The organism is Flavobacterium sp. SH_e (assembly GCF_025717045.1).
Lineage (GTDB): Bacteria > Bacteroidota > Bacteroidia > Flavobacteriales > Flavobacteriaceae > Flavobacterium.
The window spans coordinates 468160-489153 of the sequence record NZ_JAOVZN010000006.1; the positions used below are offsets into that span (position 1 = coordinate 468160).

The following is a 20994-nucleotide window of genomic DNA, read 5'->3' on the forward strand; positions in this document are numbered from 1 at the left end:
AAATAAATTTTAATGGATTTTCGAATATTTTAATTATTGAAATGATCTTATTTCAATAAGTCTAAAACTAATGATGGAAATAAACCTAATGCAATGTTTAAAATAATTGATACCACAGCCGTAGCATAAATAAGGAATGGTTTTCCTGTTCTTTCTTGATTAGGCTCTTTAGAATACATTGCGATGATCAGTTTGAAATAATATCCAACACTAATAATAGAGTTGATTACAGCAACGATTACTAAACCAATGTATCCTGCTTGAATAGTTTGATTGAACAAGAATAATTTAGCAAAGAATCCAGAGAAAATAGGAATACCTGCCATTGATAATAATGAAGCTGTAAGAACTGCAGCCAATAGCGGATTTGTTTTTCCTAAACCGTGGAAGTTTGTAATATCTTCATTATCTTGATCTCTGCAAACATATAAGATTACACTAAAAGCTGCGATCCCTGCCAATGCATAAGCAGCAGTATAATATAATAGAACTCCAGCAGAAGCAGAAACAGTCAATAATGTCATTAACATGAAACCTGCATGAGAGATTCCTGAGAAAGCAAGCATACGTTTTACGTTTACTTGTCTTAATGCCATAATATTACCTACAGACATTGAAGCGATAGAGATAATAACTACAATAACTTCAAACGTATGTAAAAGATCTTGGTTTTCTAAAGAAGAAATCACGTTCATTCCAGAAATCAACTTAAATAAAGTTGCAATAGCTACTACTTTTGCTAAAGTACTCATTAAAGCTGTTGTTAGAGCTGGAGAACCTTCGTACACGTCTGGAGCCCAGAAGTGGAAAGGAACAGCCGCAACTTTAAATAACATTCCGATAATCATTAAAATTAATCCAATAGGAAACCAGATTGGTAATTCTGCAGATAAAGCGCTTTCGTGAATTTCACTGATATCAAAAGTTCCCATTGCTCCGTAAATCAAACAGATTCCGAATAAGATAATTCCAGAAGCAAAAGATCCCATTAAGAAATATTTCATACCTGCTTCGTTACTCTTTATATTCAAACGGTCGCTAGCAGCTAAAACATATAATGCAATAGACAAGATTTCGATTCCTAAGAAGAACATGGCTAAGTTTCCAAAAGAAACCATCGCTACAGCTCCAGCTAGTAAGAAAACTTTAATAGCAACATAATCAGAAATCTTAGTTGGATGATTTTGGTAAAAATTATGACTTAATGCTACAAGGAAAATAGTCAAAACGATAAACAATGATGAAAAAGCTGTAGAAAACTTACTCACTGCTATCATGTTGTTGTAATAACTTTGTTCTGCTCCAAATTCACAGTAATTAAGTGCCAATACGCCTAATAAACCCAAAATGGTAATAGGAACGATCGCCTTTCTTAAATTAAGAATTTCAAACAATAGGCAGAAAATACCCAATCCTGTTATAGCTATTAATGTATTCATTTTTATCTTTTTGATTTAGGATTTCAATTTTAAGCTTAAATCCTAATTTATTTTTTGTTTAAAATATTAGTTCTTATTGATAACTTGTAAAATGTTTTCCAAGCTTGGTGTAATCAAATCTGTGATTGGTTTTGGATAGAAACCAAAGAATAATAAAACTGCAATGATTACAGCAAATGAAATTCCTTCGTTTAGCGTAACATCTGCAAAAGCTTTAGAATTAGTTTCTCCTAACATTACATGCTGGAACATTCTTAACATATAGTAAGCACCTAGAATAATAGTAGTACCGCCAAGAATAGCAAACCAGATATTGATTTGAGATAAACTGTATAATACTGTAAACTCTCCAACAAAATTAAATGTGCTTGGTAATGCAACAGAAGCTAATACTAAGATTAAAAACATCGATGTGAATTTTGGAGATTGAGCACGGATTCCGCCCATTTCGCCAATTTCTCTAGTTTCGTATCTTCTGAAAATTACTTCAGCAGCAAAGAACAATCCCACTACAACAAAACCGTGAGCGATCATTTGCATAACTGAACCTCTAAAACCATCAAGAGTCAAAGTGTAAGATCCAGCAGCAATTAATCCAACGTGAGCAAGAGAAGAATAAGCTAATAGTTTTTTCAAGTCTTTTTGTCTCAACGCTACAATTGAACCATAGATTACACCTGCAATTCCTAAAGCAATAAAAATATGCATGTATTCTTTAGCTGCGATTGGAGCAAGTGGCAATTGCCAACGAAGTACGCTGTACAATCCCATTTTTAGCATGATACCAGATAAAAGCATTGTTCCAACAGTTGGTGCTTTTTGGTATACATTTGCTTGCCAAGTGTGGAAAGGAATAATTGGAATTTTGATAGCATAAGCTAAGAAGAAAGCCAAGAAAATCCAGAATTGCTCGCAAGCAGATAAGTTTACTTTGTACAAATCTTCGATTAAGAAAGAACCAGCTTTTGTGTATAAGTAAATAAAAGCAGTCAACATGAATAACGAACCTGCAAGTGTATAAATAAAGAATTTAACCACTGCTTTTCTGCGTTCTTCAGCATCGCCATTACCCCAAATCAAAGCAATAAAGTAGATTGGAATAAGTGCTAACTCCCAGAAAATGTAGTATAAAAGACCGTCAGCTGCTAAGAAAGTTCCCGCCATAGCAAAAGCCATAAACAAGATTAATCCATAAAAGCCTTTTGCATTTTTATATTCATTTCCAAAAGAAGAAAATATAATAATCGGAGTTAAAGCTACGGTTAATAAAACCATTGCAAGCCCAAGCCCGTCACCATTTAAAGTGAAAGAAATTTTTGGCTGATTGATCCAGCTGTTGATTACGCTGATATTTTCGCCAGCATTGTAATTATTCAATAATACAATTGAACATCCTAAAGCTGCTAAACTAAATAATAAAGCAACTTTTGAAGCTAGTTTGTCACCAGAAAAATAAGTGGCAAATGCACCAATTAAAAGTATAATTAATATAGTAGAAACGTTCATAGTAATAATATTATTGAGCTAAAAATATATAGGAAACAATTGCGCAAAGTCCTAAAACAAAAACAAATAGATATAATCCTATACTTCCGGTTTGTAATTTTTTTCCTTGAAAAGCAATTTCGTTTGCTATTTTACCTAATCCAAAAACAAGAGCAGATAATCCAGTTTCGATATAATCTCTAAAGAATTTAGATAAACTGTTAATTGGTTGTACAAATACTGCATCGTAAACTTCGTCTACATAATATTTGTTGTATAATACTTTGGCGAAACCAGTAATATTTTCATCAGCCTCTGGAACATTATCTTGTTTAAAGTATTTTACGTAAGCAATTAAAATTCCTAGTAAACATCCTAATACTGCAACTCCCATTAAAGTGTATTCTGTTGTGCCTAAATGATGTTCTTCGCCTGCCACTTTTGTGAAAAGAGGAGCAAGGTAACCATTTAACCAGCTGTTTCCAGGTAAACTAATTAATCCGCCAAAAGTTGCTAAAATAGCTAAGATGATAAGCGGAATAGTAATTAATGAACCACTTTCGTGTAAATGGTGTTTTTGCTCTTCAGTTCCTCTAAATTCTTTGAAGAAAGTTAAGAACATTAAACGGAACATATAGAAAGCTGTCATAATTGAAGCAACTGATCCAACAACATATAAAGGAATACTGTGGTGGAAAGCAGTCATTAAAATTTCGTCTTTAGAGAAGAAACCTGAAAGTAAAGGAAACCCTGAAATTGCCAATGAAGAAATCAACATGGTCCAGAAAGTGATTGGCATTGCTTTACGCAATCCGCCCATATTACGCATATCTTGTTCTCCGTGTAATCCGTGAATTACAGATCCAGATCCTAAGAATAAACAAGCTTTAAAGAAAGCGTGAGTGATTACGTGGAAAACTGCTACTTCATAAGCTCCAAATCCTAATGCTAAGAACATTAAACCTAATTGTGAAACTGTAGAGTAGGCCAATACTTTTTTGATATCGTTTTGAACTAATCCAATTGTAGCAGCAACTAATGAAGTGATTGCTCCAATAATTGCGATTACAGATTGAACATCTGTTGCAAGATCAAAAACAAAGTTTAATCTTGTTACCATAAAGATACCAGCAGTAACCATCGTAGCTGCGTGGATTAATGCAGAAACTGGAGTTGGTCCAGCCATCGCATCAGGTAACCAAGTGTATAACGGAATTTGAGCAGATTTACCACAAGCTCCAATAAACAAGCATAAGGCAGCTAAAGAAAGTAATTGTAAATTTAAGTTAGTAGCTCCAGCAATTGCTGTTTTTAGAGTTGCATAATCTAATGTAGAGAACATCGTCCCGATGATGAACATTCCGATTAATAAACCTAAATCTCCAATTCTGTTCATAATGAAAGCTTTTTTTGCAGCATCATTGTAATCTTGGTTTTTATGCCAGAATCCAATTAATAGGTAAGAACAAAGTCCAACACCTTCCCATCCGATGAAAAGAACTAATAAGTTGCTTCCAATTACAAGTGTAATCATGAAGAATACGAATAGATTTAAATAGGCAAAAAACTTATGCATATTTTCATCATCGTGCATGTAACTGATAGAGTATAAGTGAATCAAAGAACCAATTCCCGTTACGAAAAGTAACCAAAGAACAGATAATTGATCTAATAAAAATCCAAGGTTGATTTTTAAGTTGCTAATTTGAATCCAATCAAATAAAGTAACTTCAATTCCTTTTCCAGTTGAAGTTATTTGATTAAAAAGTAAAAGAGAAACAACAAAAGAAATCGCTACGGCAATAGTTCCGATTGCACCAGAAACTGTTTTTCCTAAGCTTTTTCCAAAAAAGACATTTACTAGAAAACCTAGTAAAGGAGTTAAAACTAAAATTAAAGCTAAATTGGTATCCATTTCTGATTATCCTTTTAAATTTTTTAAATTATCGATACTGATTGATCCGATATTTCTAAAGATAGAAACTAAAATGGCCAATCCTACCGCAACTTCGGCTGCAGCAACCGCCATCGAGAAGAACACAAAAACTTGTCCTTGTGCATCTTGATGATAAGTTGAAAAAGCAACAAATAAAAGGTTTACCGCATTCAACATAATTTCGATAGACATGAAAACGATAATAGCATTTCGTCTGTACAATACACCAAAAATACCAATACAGAAAAGTACAACACTCAAAAAGATGTAGTTTTCAATACCTATTTGATTTAATATATTACCCATTATTTATTTAATTTTTCTTTTTTAGACAATAGAACTGTTCCAATCATAGCAACCAAAAGTAAGATTGAAGCAAATTCAAAAGGAACCATATACTCGTCCAATAAGATTTTACCTAAAACTTTAATTGATTGGAAATCTTCTCCAGTAGAATCGTATTCACCAACAATTGGTTTCGAATTAATAAAGATTGCAATTAAAACAATCAATATTAAACAGAAAGACACAATAGCGCCTAAACGTGTAATTCTAGGACGGTGAACTTCTCGCTGTTCGTTTAGGTTCATCAACATGATGGTAAACAGGAACAGAATCATAATAGCTCCAGAGTAGACTATTATATGTACAACAGCTAAGAACTGAGAATTTAATAGTAAATAATGACCAGCGATTGAAAAGAAACAAATTACCAAGTAGATGGCACTATGAATCGGGTTTCTGCTGAAAATAGTCAAGAAAGCAGTAATAACGGTAATAAACGCTAAAAAGCAAAAGATAACTTGAACAGTTGTTGCGTGTGCAAAATCAGGAATATGTATCATTTAGTTAGCGTTTTTAAGTTGAGCGTTTTTCAAAGCCATTTCTAAAGGCATTACTAATTTATCTTTCCCGAAAATGAAATCTTCTCTATTGTAATTAGCAGGAACCAATACTTTAGATTCTGTTAAGTAAATAGCGTCTTTTGGACAAGCTTCTTCACATAAACCACAGAAAATACAACGAAGCATATTGATTTCGTAGATTTCTGCATATTTCTCTTCTCTATATAAGTGTTTTTCATCAGGCTTACGTTCTGCAGCTTTCATAGTGATCGCTTCAGCAGGGCATGATAATGCACACAATCCGCAAGCAGTACAGTTTTCACGGCCTTGCTCATCGCGTTTCAACATGTGCTGGCCACGGTAAACTGGACTCATTTCACGAACTTGCTCAGGGTAATGAATGGTAACTTTTTTTCTAAAAAGGTGTTTTACTGTAATAATCAGACCTTTTACAATCGCCACAAGATACAATCGTTCAACAAAAGACATGTCCTTATTTGACACCACCTTTTTTCTACCCGATAATGATATAGTTTCTATTGACATTTTTACTATTATAGTTTATGATTTACAATTTGAAATCAATCAAATTCAAAATCTATTTTGTTTTTTTATTTGAAGCTTTTTGTGGTTCTTAGAATCCTAAAGCTGCTGCAATTTCGTGTCTTAATATTACAATACCTGTAAGCATGATATTAACGATCGAAAGCGGAATTAAAATTCTCCAGCCTAAGTGCATTAATTGGTCATATCTAAATCTTGGAATTGTCCAACGTACCCACATATAGAAGAAAATGAAGAAACATATTTTTATAAATAATGCTCCAATTCCTAATAAGTTAGCTGTATTTACACCTACATTTTCTACCATCCATTGCATTCCTGGATAGTTGTAACCTCCAAAGAATAAAACAGAAATAATAGTAGAAGAGATAAACATACTTGCATATTCAGCAAATAAATAGAATCCCATTTTCATAGATGAATATTCTGTATGGTAACCTCCAATTAATTCGTTTTCACATTCTGCTAAATCGAAAGGAGTTCTGTTTGTTTCTGCAAATGAACAGATTAAGAAAATTAAGAACGATAACGGCTGATAGAAAACATTCCAGTTCATTCCTTGTTGCTGTAATGAGATTTCTTTTAAACTCATTGTTCCAGTCATCATCAATAAAGCGATTATTGATAATCCCATTGCAACCTCGTAAGAAACCATTTGAGAAGCTGCACGAATAGCTCCCATTAAAGAGAATTTGTTGTTAGAAGCCCATCCACCAATCATGATACCGTAAACTCCAACAGAAAGAACGCCGAAAATGTATAATAAAGCAATGTTTACATCTGTAGCCTGAAGAATAATGTCTCGTCCAAAAAGGTGTAAACGATCTCCCCACGGAATTACAGCACTAGTCATTAAAGCAGTACTCATTGCAATTGCAGGTCCAACTACGAATAAAAATCTATTTGGTGTGTTTGGGAAAAACTCTTCTTTGGAGAATAATTTCATACCATCTGCAAGTGGTTGTAATAAACCTCCCCATCCAGCACGGTTTGGTCCAACACGATCCTGCAAGAAAGCAGCAACTTTACGTTCTGCCCAAGTAGAATACATCGCCATGATCATTGTTACCGCAAAAACGACAACAATAACAACACTTTTTTCTATAATAAATGCACTTTCCATTTCTTACTATTTTTGATCTTTATCAGTTAATGGAATTGCAGCCATACTAATCTTTTTACGGTCAATATCTCTACCTAAAAGGATATTCTTTTCTGTATCGATTGTAACTTTCTCTAATTTTTGAGTGTAGTTATTTTGGTTGATTACAGAATCTTTTTCAAATTCTCTTGGTCCTTCAATAACCCAGTCATTCACATCTTTATGATCAAAACGACAGCTGTTGCAGATGAATTCTTCTACTTCATGGTATTCGTCTTTACGACCAGTTACACGCTGAATTTCTCCACCAAACATCCAAACTGTAGTTTTACCGCAACATCCTGGAGTTGTACATTCTCTGTGTGCGTTATAAGGTTTATTAAACCAAACCCTTGATTTAAAACGGAAAGTTTTATCTGTTAAAGCTCCAACTGGACAAACGTCTATCATGTTTCCAGAGAATTCATTGTCGATAGCTTTAGAAATTCCAGTTGAAATATTAGCGTGATCACCACGATCTAATACTCCGTGAACTCTGTTGTCTGTCAATTGATCTGCAACTTGTACACATCTTTGGCATAAAATACAACGGTTCATGTGAAGTTGAATATTTGGACCGATATCTTCTGGTTCAAATGTTCTTTTCTCTTCAATATAGCGTGATTTTGGGTTTCCGTGCTCAAAACTTAAATTTTGAAGATCACATTCTCCCGCCTGATCACAAATTGGACAGTCTAATGGGTGGTTAATTAATAAAAATTCTGTTACAGATTTACGCGCTTCGGTAACTCTGGCAGAAGATTTACTGTTTACTTCCATTCCGTCCATACATCCTGTTACGCAAGATGCCATTAATTTTGGCATTGGTCTTGGATCAGCTTCACTACCTTTAGAAACTTCAACTAAACAACAACGACATTTTCCGCCGCTGCCTTTTAATTTTGAGTAATAGCACATGGCTGGCGGCACCAAATCTCCACCAATCATACGTGCAGCCTGCAGGATTGTTGTTCCTGGCTCTACGTCTATACTTTGACCGTCTATGGTTACTTTCATCTCTATATTTTGTTTTTTTAGTTTCAGGTTTCACGTTTCAGGTTTTCACTTGAAACTAAAAAAACTTGAAACTTGAAACTATTTTAAACTTTTTTGTTGAAAGTCGGAATATTGAAAAGAATTGCTGTCCTTTTTAACATTATGAACTTTATAACTTTCTTCTTTTTATTTTTATACGATTACTTTACCGCCTACTAAATGCTTCACTTGTGAAAAAGGTTCAGCAACAAAGTGATCTCTATTTTTAATTTTTTCAGGGAAACGAACGTGATATTCGAATTCATCTCTAAAGTGACGAATTGCTGCAGCTACTGGCCAAGAAGCGGCGTCACCAAGTGGACAGATTGTGTTACCCTCAATTTTACTTTGAATGCTCCACAATAATTCAATATCTTCTTCACGGCCTTGACCGTTTTCAATTCTCCATAAGATTTTTTCTAACCATCCAGTTCCTTCACGGCAAGGAGTACATTGTCCGCAAGATTCGTGGTGGTAGAAACGAGCAAAGTTCCAAGTGTTTCTTACGACACAAGCAGTATCGTTGTAAACAATAAATCCTCCAGAACCTAACATAGATCCAGTAGCAAAACCACCATCACTTAAAGATTCGTAAGTCATTAAACGGTCTTCGCCATTTGCTGTTTTGAAAATCAATTCAGCTGGTAAAATTGGCACAGAAGAACCTCCTGGTACAAATGCCTTTAATGGACGGCTTGAAGACATTCCTCCTAAATATTCATCAGAATTCATGAATTCGTCTACACTTAAACCTAATTCAATTTCGTAAACACCAGGATTTTTAATGTGTCCTGAAGCAGAAATTAATTTAGTTCCAGTAGAACGTCCAATTCCAATTTTAGCATAATCATCACCAGAATTGTTTACAATCCAAGGCACAGTCGCAATTGTTTCAACATTGTTAACTACAGTTGGATTTGCCCAAAGACCAGAAACCGCTGGGAAAGGTGGTTTGATACGAGGATTTCCTCTTTTACCTTCCAATGATTCGATTAATGCTGTTTCTTCTCCACAGATATAAGCTCCAGCTCCACAGTGTACGTGAAGTTCAAGATCATAACCTGTTCCTAATATATTTTTTCCTAACCATCCGGCAGCTTTTGCTTCGGCGATTGCTCTTTCTAAGATTTTGAAAACCCACATATATTCTCCACGGATGTAGATATAAGATAGGTTAGCGCCTAAAGCGTAGCTAGAAGTAATCATTCCTTCGATCAATAAGTGAGGAATATATTCCATCAAAAATCTATCTTTGAATGTTCCTGGCTCAGATTCGTCAGCGTTACAAACTAAGTGTCTTGGTCTTCCTGATTTTTTGTCAATAAAACTCCATTTCATTCCAGCAGGGAAACCTGCACCACCACGACCACGTAATCCTGATTTTTTTACTTCTTCAGTAACTTCGTCTGGAGTAAGTGTTTTTAAAGCTTTTTCTACAGAAGCATAACCACCATTTTGGCGATAAACTTCGTAGGTTTTAATTCCAGGAATATTGATTTTATCTAATAATATTTTTTGTGACATCTTATTTATCGTGTAATATTATTTTATCATCTCTACAATCAGCAATAATCTGATCGATTTTCTCTTCTGTCAATTTCTCTTTGTAGAAATCTCCCAATTGCATCATCGGAGCGTATCCGCAAGCACCTAAACATTCTACGCCAGCAATGGTAAACATTCCGTCTGGAGTTGTTTCACCCATTTTAATGCCTAATTTTTCAGAAGTATAATCCATCAAATCTTCGGCACCACGTAAGCAACAACAAGAAGTTTGGCAGAACTCAAACATATACTTACCAATTGGCTTTTGGTTGAACATCGTATAAAAAGTAACTACTTCATAAACCTCGATTGGTTTGATTTGAAGAATCTCAGCAACTTTATCTTGCAATTCAATACTAAGCCAGTTGTTATGTGCATCCTGAACTTCGTGCAAAACAGGCAATAAAGCCGATTTTTGTTTGCCCTCAGGATAATGACTGATTAATTCATTGATGCGGTTCATCAATGCCTCGGTCATATTTATTTCTTGTTTGTAATGTTTACGTTCCATTTTAATTTTAGATTTCTGATTTTAGATTTTAGATTTTTCAATCTTTATCTATAATCTATGATTCTTCAATCATTGTTTAAGTTTTAGATTCTTCAATCTGAATTTTTCAATTCGTAATTATAATTTTAAATCTAAATTCTAAAATCTGCATCCTCATTCAGCAATCTAAAATCTATAATCTAAAATCTATAATCTGTTAGGCGTCTAATTCTCCTGCAATTACGTTCAAACTTGAAAGAATGATAATTGCATCAGAAAGCATGGCACCTTTAATCATTTCTGGGAATGCTTGATAATAAATAAAGCATGGTCTTCTGAAATGTAATCTATATGGAGTTCTACTTCCGTCTGTTACTAAATAAAAACCAAGTTCTCCATTTCCTCCTTCTACTGGGTGATAGATTTCTGCAACTGGTACAGGAACTTCTCCCATTACGATCTTAAAATGATAAATTAAAGATTCCATAGAAGTGTAAACATCTTCTTTTGGAGGAAGGTAGTAATCTGGAACTTCAGCGTGATATTCATTTCCTGGAGGCATTTTTTCTAAAGCCTGACGGATAATGCTTAAACTTTCCCAAACTTCAGCATTACGAACACAGAAACGATCGTAAGTATCTCCTGATTTTCCAACAGGTACAATAAAATCGAAATCTTCGTATGATGAATAAGGTTGTGCTACACGAACGTCATAATCAACTCCAGCAGCACGTAAATTTGGACCTGTAAAACCGTAAGCCATTGCTTTTTCAGCAGTGATACCACCTACGTTTACAGTTCTATCAAGGAAAATTCTATTTCTCTCGAATAAGTTTTGGAATTCTTGCCAAACTGGTGGGAATTCTTCTAGGAATTTGTCTAGTTTTTTGAAGACTTCTGGAGACCAGTCTCTTTCAAAACCACCAATTCTTCCCATATTTGTAGTCAAACGAGCTCCACAAATTTCTTCGTAGATTTCGTAGATTTTTTCTCTAAATTGAAATACGTATAAGAAACCAGTATACGCACCAGTATCTACACCCAAAATCCCGTTACAGATAATGTGGTCTGTAATACGAGCCAGCTCCATAACGATAACTCTTAAATACTGCGCTCTTTTTGGAACTTCAATACCTAATAGTTTTTCTACCGTCATCCACCATCCCATATTATTAATAGGAGAGGAACAATAGTTCATACGGTCTGTAAGAGGTGTAATTTGATAAAAAGGACGATTTTCGGCAATTTTTTCGAATGCTCTGTGGATGTAACCAATAGTTGGCTCAGCCTCAAGAATTTTTTCACCATCCATCAACAAAATATTTTGGAAAATACCGTGTGTAGCAGGGTGAGTCGGACCTAAATTTAGTACAGAAAGTTCGCTTCCGTCTTCGTTTAGTCTCTCCTTAATTATTTTAGCATAGCGATGCTCTGGTGGTAATAATAGTTCTGACATTTTATAATGTTGAATTATTTTTTAGCAATTTGTTGTTGTTCTTCCAAAGAATCTATCGTCTTTGTCGGTTCTTCCGCTGTCTTCCATTGGGAATTCTTTTCGCATCGGATGAGACACCATTTCGTCCATATTTAAAATACGTTTCAACTGAGGATGTCCTTTAAAGTCAATCCCATAGAAATCGAAAGTTTCTCTTTCCATCCAGTTTGAAGACAAGAAAATATTTGAAATCGTTTTGATTTCTGGTTTTTCACCATTTAAGAAAACTTTGATTTTTAATCTTTTGTTTTCGTACCAGTTGTGTAAATGGTAAACAACTGCAAACTGACGTTCTGTTTCGTTATCTGGATAATGAATTCCACATAAGTCAGTTAGGAAATGAAATTTTAATTCTGGATCGTTTTTTAGGAATAGAATCAATGCTGTAATTTTATCAGCAGAAGCTTCTAAAGAAAAAATATCTCTTTCTTGTTGAAAGTTAAAAACATCGTTACTGAATGTTTCTACAAGTTTGTCTTGAATTTGGGTATTTTCTAAGGCCATCTTATGAGATATTATATGAAGCTAATAATTCTTGGTATTCTGGAGAGCTTCTTCGTCTCACAGATTCGCTTTTAACTAAGTCTTGTAATCTCATAACTCCGTCAACAATTTGTTCTGGTCTTGGCGGGCATCCTGGTACATAAACGTCAACTGGAATTACTTTGTCAATTCCTTGAAGAACAGAATAAGTGTCAAATACTCCTCCTGAAGAAGCACATGCTCCAACAGCAATTACCCAGCGAGGCTCAGCCATTTGCTCGTATACTTGTCTTAAAATTGGAGCCATTTTTTTAGAAATAGTTCCCATTACTAATAACATATCGGCTTGTCTAGGCGAGAAACTCACACGCTCAGAACCAAATCGAGCTAAGTCATAGTGAGATGCCATTGTTGCCATGAATTCGATACCACAGCATGAAGTCGCGAAAGGAAGCGGCCATAATGAGTTAGCTCTTGCTAAACCAACAACATCACTAAGTTTTGTAGCGAAGAAACCTTCACCAGTAACTCCTTCTGGCGGCGCAACCATATTTACTTTTGAATCGCTCATTTTATTTTAGATTTCTGATTTTAGATTTTAGATTTTAGAAATCATAAAAAATAAAGTCAATTTTTTAAATCAGTTTTTTTTGAGGATTAAATCTTAAATTTTAATTCTAAATGGGCTAAATCTAAAATCAGAAATCTAAAATCTAAAATCTCTAAATTATTCCCACTCTAATGCTTTCTTTTTGATGATGTAAAAGAAACCAACTAAAAGCAAAGACATGAAAACTAACATTTTTAACATTCCCTCAATTCCTAAGTCTTTGAAGTTTACTGCCCAAGGGTAAAGGAAAATTACCTCTACGTCGAACAATACGAACAAAATGGCTACCAAGAAATATTTTACAGAAAAAGGAATACGGGCATTACCAACAGATTCGATACCACACTCGAAGTTTTTATCTTTAACTTCAGAGGTTCTTCTAGGGCCTAATTTTCCAGAAATAATGATTGTTCCTACCACAAAACCAACAGCTAAAATAAACTGCATTAAAATAGGAATGTAACTGTATTGATCAGATTGCATAAACTTCGATTTTATACTTAAAAAATGAGCCACAAAGATAACTTGGAACTCTGTAAAACACAAGCTAAAAAAGGATTTAAGTGAGGTGCAAAACCACGTTTATGCGTAATTTTTATTCATTATAAATAACACGGTGTTATTTTAATATTTTTTTAAGATTTTAGTAAAAAAAAACGTCCCGATACTTCGGGACGTCTTCTTAGACCATTCAGAGGCAAAAAAAATAAATTGCTATATTTTTCTTAGATTACTGCTACTTTAGCAGCAACTTTCCCTTTTCTTCCTTCTTCTTCTTCATAGCTTACACGGTCACCTTCGCGTAATTCTTCCGCGTTAATTCCTGAAGCGTGAACGAAGATGTCCTTTCCTGTTTCTTCGTCTGTAATGAATCCATAACCTTTAGATTCATTGAAAAATTTTACTGTACCTGTACGCATTGTAATTGTAATAATAATTTATAATGAAACAAATGTAACATATAAATTCATACAAAAGACATGTACGTGTTAATTTTTTGTAAAAATTATTGATTTACAGTGTTTTTACGTGGTTTATTGCATCAATTTGTTTATAAAATACCATAATTTGAGAATCATTAATTGTAGGAATACAAAAATAATTGAATTGTAGGAATTTGATAATTTAAAAAAATACGCATTTAAGATTTTTCCTAACATTTTGTTAAAATATAAAAGCCGTTGAATTTTCAACGGCTTTTATATTTTTTTATTAGAAAAATTACTTCAAATTAAGCAATATCTACTTTAATGCGTAATTCTTTTAATTGTGCATCGTCAATTGCAGCAGGAGCATCAATCATTACATCACGTCCAGAATTGTTTTTAGGGAAAGCAATAAAATCTCTAATTGTTTCCTGACCACCTAAAATAGCCACCAAACGGTCTAAACCGAAAGCCAAACCTCCGTGGGGTGGTGCTCCAAATTGGAAAGCATCCATTAAGAATCCGAATTGTGCTTTTGCTTCTTCTTCTGTAAATCCTAAATATTTGAACATTAATTGTTGAGTTGCTTTATCGTGAATACGAATAGATCCACCTCCAATTTCGTTTCCATTTAAAACCATATCATAAGCGTTTGCACGAACTTTTCCAGGTTCTGTTTCTAGCAAAGCCATATCTTCTGGTTTTGGAGAAGTAAATGGGTGGTGCATTGCATGGTAACGTCCGCTTTCTTCGTCTAACTCTAATAATGGGAAATCAACAACCCATAATGGTGCAAATTCTTCAGGATTACGCAATCCCAAACGGGTTGCCAATTCCATTCGTAAAGCAGAAAGCTGGGCTCTTGTTTTGTTTGCAGGACCAGAAAGTACAAAAATCATATCTCCAGGATTTGCTTCTGTTGCTTTTGCCCAGTTTGCTAGATCATCATTATCGTAGAATTTATCTACAGATGATTTATATGTTCCGTCTTCGTTGCATTTTACGTAAACCATTCCAGATGCTCCAACTTGTGGACGTTTTACCCAGTCAATTAATCCGTCGATTTCTTTACGAGTGTAATTTCCGGCTCCTGGAACAGCGATTCCGACAACTAATTCAGCTGAATTGAAAACAGGGAATTCTTTGTGTTGTGCAAATTCATTTAATTCTCCAAACTTCATTCCAAAACGAATGTCCGGTTTATCGTTTCCGTATGTTTTCATGGCATAGTCGTAAGTAATTCTTGGGAATTTATCTACTTCAATACCTTTAATTTCTTTTAATAAATGTCTTGTCAATCCTTCGAAAACATTCAAAATATCTTCTTGTTCCACAAATGCCATTTCGCAGTCAATTTGTGTAAACTCAGGCTGACGGTCTGCACGTAAATCTTCGTCACGGAAACATTTCACAATTTGGAAATATTTGTCCATTCCCCCAACCATCAAAAGTTGTTTGAAAGTTTGTGGAGATTGCGGTAAAGCATAAAATTGTCCTTCGTTCATACGGCTTGGTACAACGAAATCTCTTGCTCCTTCTGGAGTTGATTTGATTAGATAAGGTGTTTCAACTTCGCAGAAATCTAAATCAGAAAGATATTTACGAACTTCCATTGCCACTTTGTGACGGAATAACAAACTGTTTTTTACTGGATTTCTTCTGATATCCAAGTAACGATACTTCATTCTGATATCTTCTCCACCGTCAGTTTCATCTTCAATTGTAAAAGGAGGAGTTAAAGCAGAATTTAAAATCGTCAATTCTGAAACTAAAATTTCAATTTCACCAGTTGGAATGTTTTTGTTTTTAGCTTCACGCTCAATAACAGTTCCTTTTACCTGAATTACGAATTCTCTTCCAAGAGTTTTAGCTAATTCAAAAACCGTTTTATCTGTACGACTTTCGTCGAAAATAAGTTGTGTAATTCCATAACGATCGCGTAGATCGACCCAATTCATAAATCCTTTATCACGTGATTTTTGAACCCAGCCCGCAAGTGTAACTTCGGTATTAATATTTGAAGCGTTTAATTCGCCACAATTATGACTTCTATACATAATCAAAATTTTAGACTGCAAAAGTAAATACAAAATTCAAGATAATATAGTAAAGTGATAAGTTGATTCAGAATAATTTCAAATAAATTGTTAATTGTGAAATTTCGAAGCATTAATTTTTTAGTTTTGATTCTCTAAAAAACTAATTTTAATACCCATGAAGAAACTTCTTGTTGCAGGTTTAGTAATTTTTAATGCTTTGAATGTTATTGGTCAAGGCAAGAATTCAATTAAATTCAGTGCTAAAATCGCCAACAGAAATAGCGATACTTTAGTGATTAAAGGAAAAAATAATTTCAGACAAGTTATTCCAATTGATAAAAAGGAAGTTTTTGCAGCAACTTTTGAAGCGCCACAAGGTTTTTATATGTTTTCTGACGGAACAGAATCTTCTAATTTATATTTAAAACCAAATTCTGAAATCAATTTGACAATGAATGCCAAAGAATTTGATGAAACGATTGTATATAAAGGTAAAGGAGTAAACGAAAGTAACTTTTTAGCACAGCAAGCTTTAAAAGATGAAAATTTTCAGAAAGATGCTTTTGCAAAAGAATCGGCCGAATTCACTGCTTTACTTGATGGTAAATTAAAAGCAGATACAGAAAGTCTTGAAAAAGGAGATTTTGCTCCTGAATTTAAAACTGCCTTGAAAAGTAGTTTTGAAAGCTTTCATCAATATGCAGCCGAAGAATACGAAAGAGCTGCAAAAGCAAATAAAATGGTTGGAAAAGCGTCTCCAGATTTTGACTATGAAAATTATAAAGGAGGAAAAACAAAGCTTTCTGATTTAAAAGGTAAATATGTTTACATTGATCTTTGGGCAACTTGGTGCGCGCCTTGTAGAGCTGAAATTCCTTATTTGCAAAAAATTGAAGAGAAATATCACGGAAAAAACATCGAATTTGTGAGTATTTCTATAGATAAGCTAAAAGATAATGAAAAGTGGAAAAAATTTGTAACAGATAAACAACTTGGAGGAACACAGCTTTTTGCTGATAAAGATTGGGAATCTGAATTTGTTGTTAATTATGGCGTAACAGGTATTCCGAGATTTATTTTGATTGATCCAAAAGGGAATGTTGTAAAATCGGATGCGCCAAGACCATCTGATCCTGAACTAGATAAGCAACTTAATTCATTATTGAACTAAAAAGTTTATAAAATTATAACGTTATCGTAAAAACACATTTTTTTAAAAATACCAGCAAAACCAGTGCTTCAGCGCTGGTTTTTTTGTTTTAGATACTTTTCCAATGTTAAGTTTTTATTCAATGTTACCAAATTGTTAAGTAAAAGTTTTTTTAATGTAAATTATTGATTACATTTGATAACGATTTGATAACATTTAATACCTAAAGATATGAAAAAGTGTGTGATTTTAGCGGCTGTGTTATTCTCAGGAATTTTAACAGCACAGGAAGGTAAACCTGAATTGGAAGTTGTTGGAAATAAAGTAAAAGCCACTTATTATTATGACAACGGAAGAATACAGCAGGAAGGCTTCTTTAAGGATGGAAAATTAGACGGTGTTTGGGTATCTTATGATGAAAGAGGAAATAAAACTGTAGAAGGCGAATATACAGAAGGTTTAAAAACTGGAAAATGGATGTTTTTCAATGAAAAAAATCTTACTGAAGTAGCCTATGTTGACAGTAAAGTAAGTTCAGTTAAGAATATGCAAAAAAACGCTGTAGCTAACAGAAATTAATTAATTACAATTTCTAGATAATTATTTAAACCGCTCTTTTGGGGCGGTTTTTTTATGCTTTGGATTTTTTGTTTTTATGATTTCTTCCGTACCAAATTATAAATCCTGTTACAGGAAGAGCTGCTGCAAATAGACTGACAATGAAAGCGATGATTTTTCCAGGCAAATCTAGAATTTGTCCTGTGTGAATTCCGTAGTTCATTTCTACAACTTTCAGACCTAGGCTTTTATTTTCAAAAGGCTGTTTCTGTATTAGCTTTCCATCTTTTGGATGAAAATAATAATTGCTTTGATGATCGTAACGGAGCGTATGAGGATATGCGCCAGTGCTTATAATATCTCCTTTTTGCTGCGGAATAAGAACAAAAAGCATTTCGGCATTGGGTTGTAATTTTGTAGTTTGGATAAAAGCGCGATCAATTGCTTTTGTTGAATTGGTTTTGAGTTGTGTAGTATCAATTACAGGAAGTTTGGTTTCTAAAGTTTTGTCTCCTCCAAAATTGAATGACTTGTAAATTCCGTCGTCAACCCATTCGTAAGTGAAAGTAAGTCCAGTTATGGCTAAAATTAACGCGATGAGAGAAATGTAAAACCCTGTAGTATTATGCCAATCGTAGTTGAGACGACGCCATTTTGCAGACCATTTTATCGTTAAACTTCTTTTTAAATCGTTTCTCTTTTTTGGCCACCATTGTATAATTCCAGAAATTAATAAAAGAATAAAAATAATCGTTGCGCCACCAATAATATGTTTTCCAATATAATCGGGAAGAAGCAAATACAAATGAATGTATTCAATAATAATGAAAAAATCGGTTTTAGGATTTTCGGTTTTTAAATATTTACCCGTGTACGGATTAAAATATAAATATTGATTTTCGGTATCAGAATAAGTATAAGCAATTGCAGAGCGGTTTTTTCCATAATAAGAAATCATACTCACTTTATTCTTAGGGACAATTTCTTTTGCTTTTTCTTCTAAAACAGAAGGTAAAAGAAAGGGTATATTTTGAGGTTCAACCAAACGCCATTCTTTTCTTGTAATGTCTTTTATTTCGTCATGAAAACAGAAAATACAGCCAGTAATACTTATAATAAAAACAATAAGCCCAGAAATTAATCCGAGCCATTTATGCAGAAAACGTATTTTCGTTTTGAATCCCATTTTTTGATTAAAAGCGTAAAAATATGCTCAAAATCTATATGGCACAAATAATTCTAAACTATTTTGTTTGAAAGCATGTTCTTAAAAAGAATTAATCTCGCCAAGTCGCCAAGTCACAAAGAACTATTTAAAATAAAACTTTGCGACTTTGCGAGATTAAAAAATAGTCCCTTCGTGGAAAAAAAACTTAACTAGCAACCGCTTTTTTAGGTTTTAAATGATAAGCAACATATAAAGATATTGAAGCCAAGAAAATCCAGAAAACATCAATAAAGAAAATCTGAATTCTGTTTTGCATAAAAGAAGTCCAAAACCAATTGCCTGAAACAATTCCGTTTGTAATCGGAATCAAGAAACCTAATATACTTCCAGAAATCAAGCAGAATTTGTTTGTAAACGAATCATTCTTTTTAAGAATAAAGAAGACCGTAAGTATTAACCATCCGCCAAAATAAAGTACAAATAAATTAGATTGACTTAAAGGATAGAAGATTTTACTTCCAATAAAAGCCAGCGCCGTAATCGGATACATGCTCAAGCAAATAGCCAAATATATACGAACAACAGCGGCGTTGAAACGTCTTTTCTTTTCTGGCATATTGTTTTTCTGTCTGGCAACTAGCCAAATCATAACTCCAGAAATAATTACAAAACAAGTTATAATTCCTAAAAGGAAGCTTACGATTTTTAAAGCATATCCGCCGTAATCACCAAAGTGGATTCTGTAGAGAACATTTTTTACAACATCTAAATAGCTAGTTTGAGAAATTGGATCTTTTTTGGCAATTATTTTTCCGTCGGCAATTCGGTAAACAATTTTTCCAATTCCAGTAAATTTTTTGTGGCTTAAAAGTTCACCTTCAACCAAAACGTGCATATTTGCATCGCCATAATTTTGAATGAAAACTCGAGTGATTTCAAAATCAGACCAGTTTTTTTTAGTTTTTGCAACCAGCTCGTCAATATTAAACGGATTTGCCAGCTTTTTGTTTTCAAATTTATAATCTGGATCAGTATATTCTAGTTCTTTATATAATTTATTTTCATCTCCATTGTATAAAGCCATTACGGCTGGCGCAACAATAACAAGTTTAATCATGAAGAAAGCACCTGTAACTGCGTAAACAAATTGAAAAGGCAAACCAATCATCCCTAATGCTGTATGTGCATCTGTCCAAAGTGTTTTTAGTTTTTCTTTCGGACGGAACATATAAAAGTTAGACACAATTTTATTCCAATGAAGCAAAACTCCTGTTACAATTGCAAACAAGAAAAATAAAGCTGTAAAACCAGCTAAATAATATCCGTAAGGGTATGGAATTTGCGCTAGAAAGTGCAGACGATATAAAAGTTCGCCCAAAGAGTATGATTCTTCATAAGTAAAAGATTTGAAGTTTTTAGGGTTTAAATAGAAAAACTGTCCTTCTTTTTGTTTAGCTGGAGCCAAAGTATCTTTAGTTCCTTCCATATAAACGCCAACTCTTTCTTCTGTCGAAGGTTTAGAAATAGTAATGTTTCTACCGTGCAAAACATATTTCTGATCAAGATGTTTCAGCGCTTTATCATAGTTTAATTGAATTTCTCTTGTGATTGCTGCAGATTCATTTCTTTCCCAATTGATAATTTCATCTCTAAAAAAAGAAAAAGATCCAGCAAAGAAAATTACAAAAAGAACTACACTGATAACAATACCGCTGACAGTATGTGTATGAAAATAGATATTATAATGACGGTTGTTCATAGAAGTTATTTCGCCGTGTTATAGGTTTGACCTAGATAGATAAAAAGACAAAAGAGTAAAGTTAGGAGAATGTAAATTCCCCAAATTTTCCAGCCACTTTTGGCTAAAAATGCGATTACCATTAGAGCGACCCAAAGAATAAAACCGCTGAAAGCCATTGTTATAAGTACATCTGCGCGACTAAACCAAGAAGCTAAAGCCAAATGAAAAGTAACAGAAACAAAGTATCCTCCTAAAATTGCAGCTGTAATTTTAGAAAAACGTGGCCAAAAAGCAGGATTTAAATATTTTGAATTTGCTGGCATATAATAATTTGAAAAGTGGTG

Annotated in this window: 21 protein-coding genes; 2 read left to right on the top strand and 19 right to left on the bottom strand. The window is 33.7% G+C overall.

The annotated features are described in order from the left end of the window. Positions 1-47: 47 nt before the first annotated feature. The 16 genes from OD917_RS12900 to aspS all read right to left on the bottom strand — a co-directional run bounded on the left by OD917_RS12900 (position 48) and on the right by aspS (position 16051). Complete coding sequence (locus tag OD917_RS12900; protein ID WP_263523897.1) at positions 48-1439, bottom strand: NADH-quinone oxidoreductase subunit N; 1392 nt, start codon at positions 1437-1439, stop codon at positions 48-50. 66 nt (positions 1440-1505) lie between these two features. Next, positions 1506-2945 carry a NuoM family protein gene (locus OD917_RS12905; protein WP_263523898.1) on the bottom strand — a complete coding sequence of 480 codons (1440 nt, stop codon included), beginning with the start codon at positions 2943-2945 and terminating at the stop codon, positions 1506-1508. A 10-nt stretch (positions 2946-2955) separates the two neighbouring features. Continuing rightward, positions 2956-4839, bottom strand: coding sequence for an NADH-quinone oxidoreductase subunit L (nuoL, locus tag OD917_RS12910; protein WP_263523899.1), 1884 nt, complete (start codon positions 4837-4839; stop codon positions 2956-2958). Positions 4840-4845: 6 nt separating this feature from the next. Continuing rightward, on the bottom strand, positions 4846-5166 hold the full coding sequence (gene nuoK, locus OD917_RS12915) for an NADH-quinone oxidoreductase subunit NuoK (RefSeq protein WP_008466103.1): 321 nt from the start codon (positions 5164-5166) through the stop codon (positions 4846-4848). Further along, complete coding sequence (locus OD917_RS12920; RefSeq protein ID WP_263523900.1) at positions 5166-5705, bottom strand: NADH-quinone oxidoreductase subunit J; 540 nt, start codon at positions 5703-5705, stop codon at positions 5166-5168. Before OD917_RS12920 ends, nuoK begins: the two co-directional genes overlap by 1 nt. After that, a complete protein-coding gene (locus tag OD917_RS12925) occupies positions 5706-6251 on the bottom strand; it encodes a NuoI/complex I 23 kDa subunit family protein (RefSeq protein WP_263523901.1) in 546 nt (181 codons plus the stop codon). An 88-nt stretch (positions 6252-6339) separates the two neighbouring features. Further along, positions 6340-7392: an NADH-quinone oxidoreductase subunit NuoH gene (nuoH, locus tag OD917_RS12930; RefSeq protein WP_263523902.1), complete on the bottom strand. Its 1053-nt coding sequence runs from the start codon at positions 7390-7392 to the stop codon at positions 6340-6342. A gap of 6 nt (positions 7393-7398) precedes the next feature. Beyond that, on the bottom strand, positions 7399-8427 hold the full coding sequence (locus tag OD917_RS12935; RefSeq protein WP_091490522.1) for a 2Fe-2S iron-sulfur cluster-binding protein: 1029 nt from the start codon (positions 8425-8427) through the stop codon (positions 7399-7401). Between the two features lie 171 nt (positions 8428-8598). Next, positions 8599-9969, bottom strand: coding sequence for an NADH-quinone oxidoreductase subunit NuoF (nuoF, locus tag OD917_RS12940; protein ID WP_179003261.1), 1371 nt, complete (start codon positions 9967-9969; stop codon positions 8599-8601). 1 nt (position 9970) lies between these two features. Then, a complete protein-coding gene (locus OD917_RS12945; RefSeq protein ID WP_057115709.1) occupies positions 9971-10501 on the bottom strand; it encodes a complex I 24 kDa subunit family protein in 531 nt (176 codons plus the stop codon). 196 nt (positions 10502-10697) lie between these two features. Continuing rightward, positions 10698-11936, bottom strand: a complete 1239-nt coding sequence (locus OD917_RS12950) for an NADH-quinone oxidoreductase subunit D (protein WP_095929651.1) — start codon at positions 11934-11936, stop codon at positions 10698-10700. Between the two features lie 21 nt (positions 11937-11957). Continuing rightward, on the bottom strand, positions 11958-12479 hold the full coding sequence (locus tag OD917_RS12955) for an NADH-quinone oxidoreductase subunit C (RefSeq protein WP_263523903.1): 522 nt from the start codon (positions 12477-12479) through the stop codon (positions 11958-11960). Position 12480: 1 nt separating this feature from the next. Further along, positions 12481-13029, bottom strand: a complete 549-nt coding sequence (locus tag OD917_RS12960; RefSeq protein WP_095929653.1) for an NADH-quinone oxidoreductase subunit B — start codon at positions 13027-13029, stop codon at positions 12481-12483. Positions 13030-13185: 156 nt separating this feature from the next. After that, positions 13186-13551: an NADH-quinone oxidoreductase subunit A gene (locus OD917_RS12965; protein WP_095929654.1), complete on the bottom strand. Its 366-nt coding sequence runs from the start codon at positions 13549-13551 to the stop codon at positions 13186-13188. A gap of 242 nt (positions 13552-13793) precedes the next feature. Further along, the gene (locus OD917_RS12970; protein WP_007137066.1) at positions 13794-13988 is read right to left on the bottom strand and encodes a cold-shock protein; all 195 of its coding nucleotides are present in this window, start codon (positions 13986-13988) and stop codon (positions 13794-13796) included. A gap of 311 nt (positions 13989-14299) precedes the next feature. Further along, positions 14300-16051: an aspartate--tRNA ligase gene (gene aspS, locus OD917_RS12975; RefSeq protein ID WP_263523904.1), complete on the bottom strand. Its 1752-nt coding sequence runs from the start codon at positions 16049-16051 to the stop codon at positions 14300-14302. 157 nt (positions 16052-16208) lie between these two features. Here aspS and OD917_RS12980 point away from each other — a divergent pair, with 157 nt between their 5' ends. After that, positions 16209-17204 carry a TlpA family protein disulfide reductase gene (locus tag OD917_RS12980; protein ID WP_263523905.1) on the top strand — a complete coding sequence of 332 codons (996 nt, stop codon included), beginning with the start codon at positions 16209-16211 and terminating at the stop codon, positions 17202-17204. A gap of 210 nt (positions 17205-17414) precedes the next feature. Next, positions 17415-17762, top strand: coding sequence for a toxin-antitoxin system YwqK family antitoxin (locus OD917_RS12985; RefSeq protein ID WP_263523906.1), 348 nt, complete (start codon positions 17415-17417; stop codon positions 17760-17762). A 52-nt stretch (positions 17763-17814) separates the two neighbouring features. Here OD917_RS12985 and OD917_RS12990 read toward each other — a convergent pair whose 3' ends face one another. The 3 genes from OD917_RS12990 to OD917_RS13000 all read right to left on the bottom strand — a co-directional run bounded on the left by OD917_RS12990 (position 17815) and on the right by OD917_RS13000 (position 20973). After that, positions 17815-18927, bottom strand: a complete 1113-nt coding sequence (locus tag OD917_RS12990; protein ID WP_263523907.1) for a PepSY-associated TM helix domain-containing protein — start codon at positions 18925-18927, stop codon at positions 17815-17817. A gap of 187 nt (positions 18928-19114) precedes the next feature. After that, on the bottom strand, positions 19115-20668 hold the full coding sequence (locus OD917_RS12995; protein WP_263523908.1) for a PepSY-associated TM helix domain-containing protein: 1554 nt from the start codon (positions 20666-20668) through the stop codon (positions 19115-19117). Between the two features lie 5 nt (positions 20669-20673). Then, positions 20674-20973: a hypothetical protein gene (locus OD917_RS13000; protein WP_263523909.1), complete on the bottom strand. Its 300-nt coding sequence runs from the start codon at positions 20971-20973 to the stop codon at positions 20674-20676. Positions 20974-20994 lie beyond the last annotated feature (21 nt).

Bases quoted from the DNA above. Each gene is read 5' to 3' on its own strand.
- OD917_RS12900 (WP_263523897.1), bottom strand. From the start codon at position 1,439: ATGAATACATTAATAGCTATAACAGGATTGGGTATTTTCTGCCTATTG.
- OD917_RS12905 (WP_263523898.1), bottom strand. From the start codon at position 2,945: ATGAACGTTTCTACTATATTAATTATACTTTTAATTGGTGCATTTGCC.
- nuoL (WP_263523899.1), bottom strand. From the start codon at position 4,839: ATGGATACCAATTTAGCTTTAATTTTAGTTTTAACTCCTTTACTAGGT.
- nuoK (WP_008466103.1), bottom strand. From the start codon at position 5,166: ATGGGTAATATATTAAATCAAATAGGTATTGAAAACTACATCTTTTTG.
- OD917_RS12920 (WP_263523900.1), bottom strand. From the start codon at position 5,705: ATGATACATATTCCTGATTTTGCACACGCAACAACTGTTCAAGTTATC.
- OD917_RS12925 (WP_263523901.1), bottom strand. From the start codon at position 6,251: ATGTCAATAGAAACTATATCATTATCGGGTAGAAAAAAGGTGGTGTCA.
- nuoH (WP_263523902.1), bottom strand. From the start codon at position 7,392: ATGGAAAGTGCATTTATTATAGAAAAAAGTGTTGTTATTGTTGTCGTT.
- OD917_RS12935 (WP_091490522.1), bottom strand. From the start codon at position 8,427: ATGAAAGTAACCATAGACGGTCAAAGTATAGACGTAGAGCCAGGAACA.
- nuoF (WP_179003261.1), bottom strand. From the start codon at position 9,969: ATGTCACAAAAAATATTATTAGATAAAATCAATATTCCTGGAATTAAA.
- OD917_RS12945 (WP_057115709.1), bottom strand. From the start codon at position 10,501: ATGGAACGTAAACATTACAAACAAGAAATAAATATGACCGAGGCATTG.
- OD917_RS12950 (WP_095929651.1), bottom strand. From the start codon at position 11,936: ATGTCAGAACTATTATTACCACCAGAGCATCGCTATGCTAAAATAATT.
- OD917_RS12955 (WP_263523903.1), bottom strand. From the start codon at position 12,479: ATGGCCTTAGAAAATACCCAAATTCAAGACAAACTTGTAGAAACATTC.
- OD917_RS12960 (WP_095929653.1), bottom strand. From the start codon at position 13,029: ATGAGCGATTCAAAAGTAAATATGGTTGCGCCGCCAGAAGGAGTTACT.
- OD917_RS12965 (WP_095929654.1), bottom strand. From the start codon at position 13,551: ATGCAATCTGATCAATACAGTTACATTCCTATTTTAATGCAGTTTATT.
- OD917_RS12970 (WP_007137066.1), bottom strand. From the start codon at position 13,988: ATGCGTACAGGTACAGTAAAATTTTTCAATGAATCTAAAGGTTATGGA.
- aspS (WP_263523904.1), bottom strand. From the start codon at position 16,051: ATGTATAGAAGTCATAATTGTGGCGAATTAAACGCTTCAAATATTAAT.
- OD917_RS12980 (WP_263523905.1), top strand. From the start codon at position 16,209: ATGAAGAAACTTCTTGTTGCAGGTTTAGTAATTTTTAATGCTTTGAAT.
- OD917_RS12985 (WP_263523906.1), top strand. From the start codon at position 17,415: ATGAAAAAGTGTGTGATTTTAGCGGCTGTGTTATTCTCAGGAATTTTA.
- OD917_RS12990 (WP_263523907.1), bottom strand. From the start codon at position 18,927: ATGGGATTCAAAACGAAAATACGTTTTCTGCATAAATGGCTCGGATTA.
- OD917_RS12995 (WP_263523908.1), bottom strand. From the start codon at position 20,668: ATGAACAACCGTCATTATAATATCTATTTTCATACACATACTGTCAGC.
- OD917_RS13000 (WP_263523909.1), bottom strand. From the start codon at position 20,973: ATGCCAGCAAATTCAAAATATTTAAATCCTGCTTTTTGGCCACGTTTT.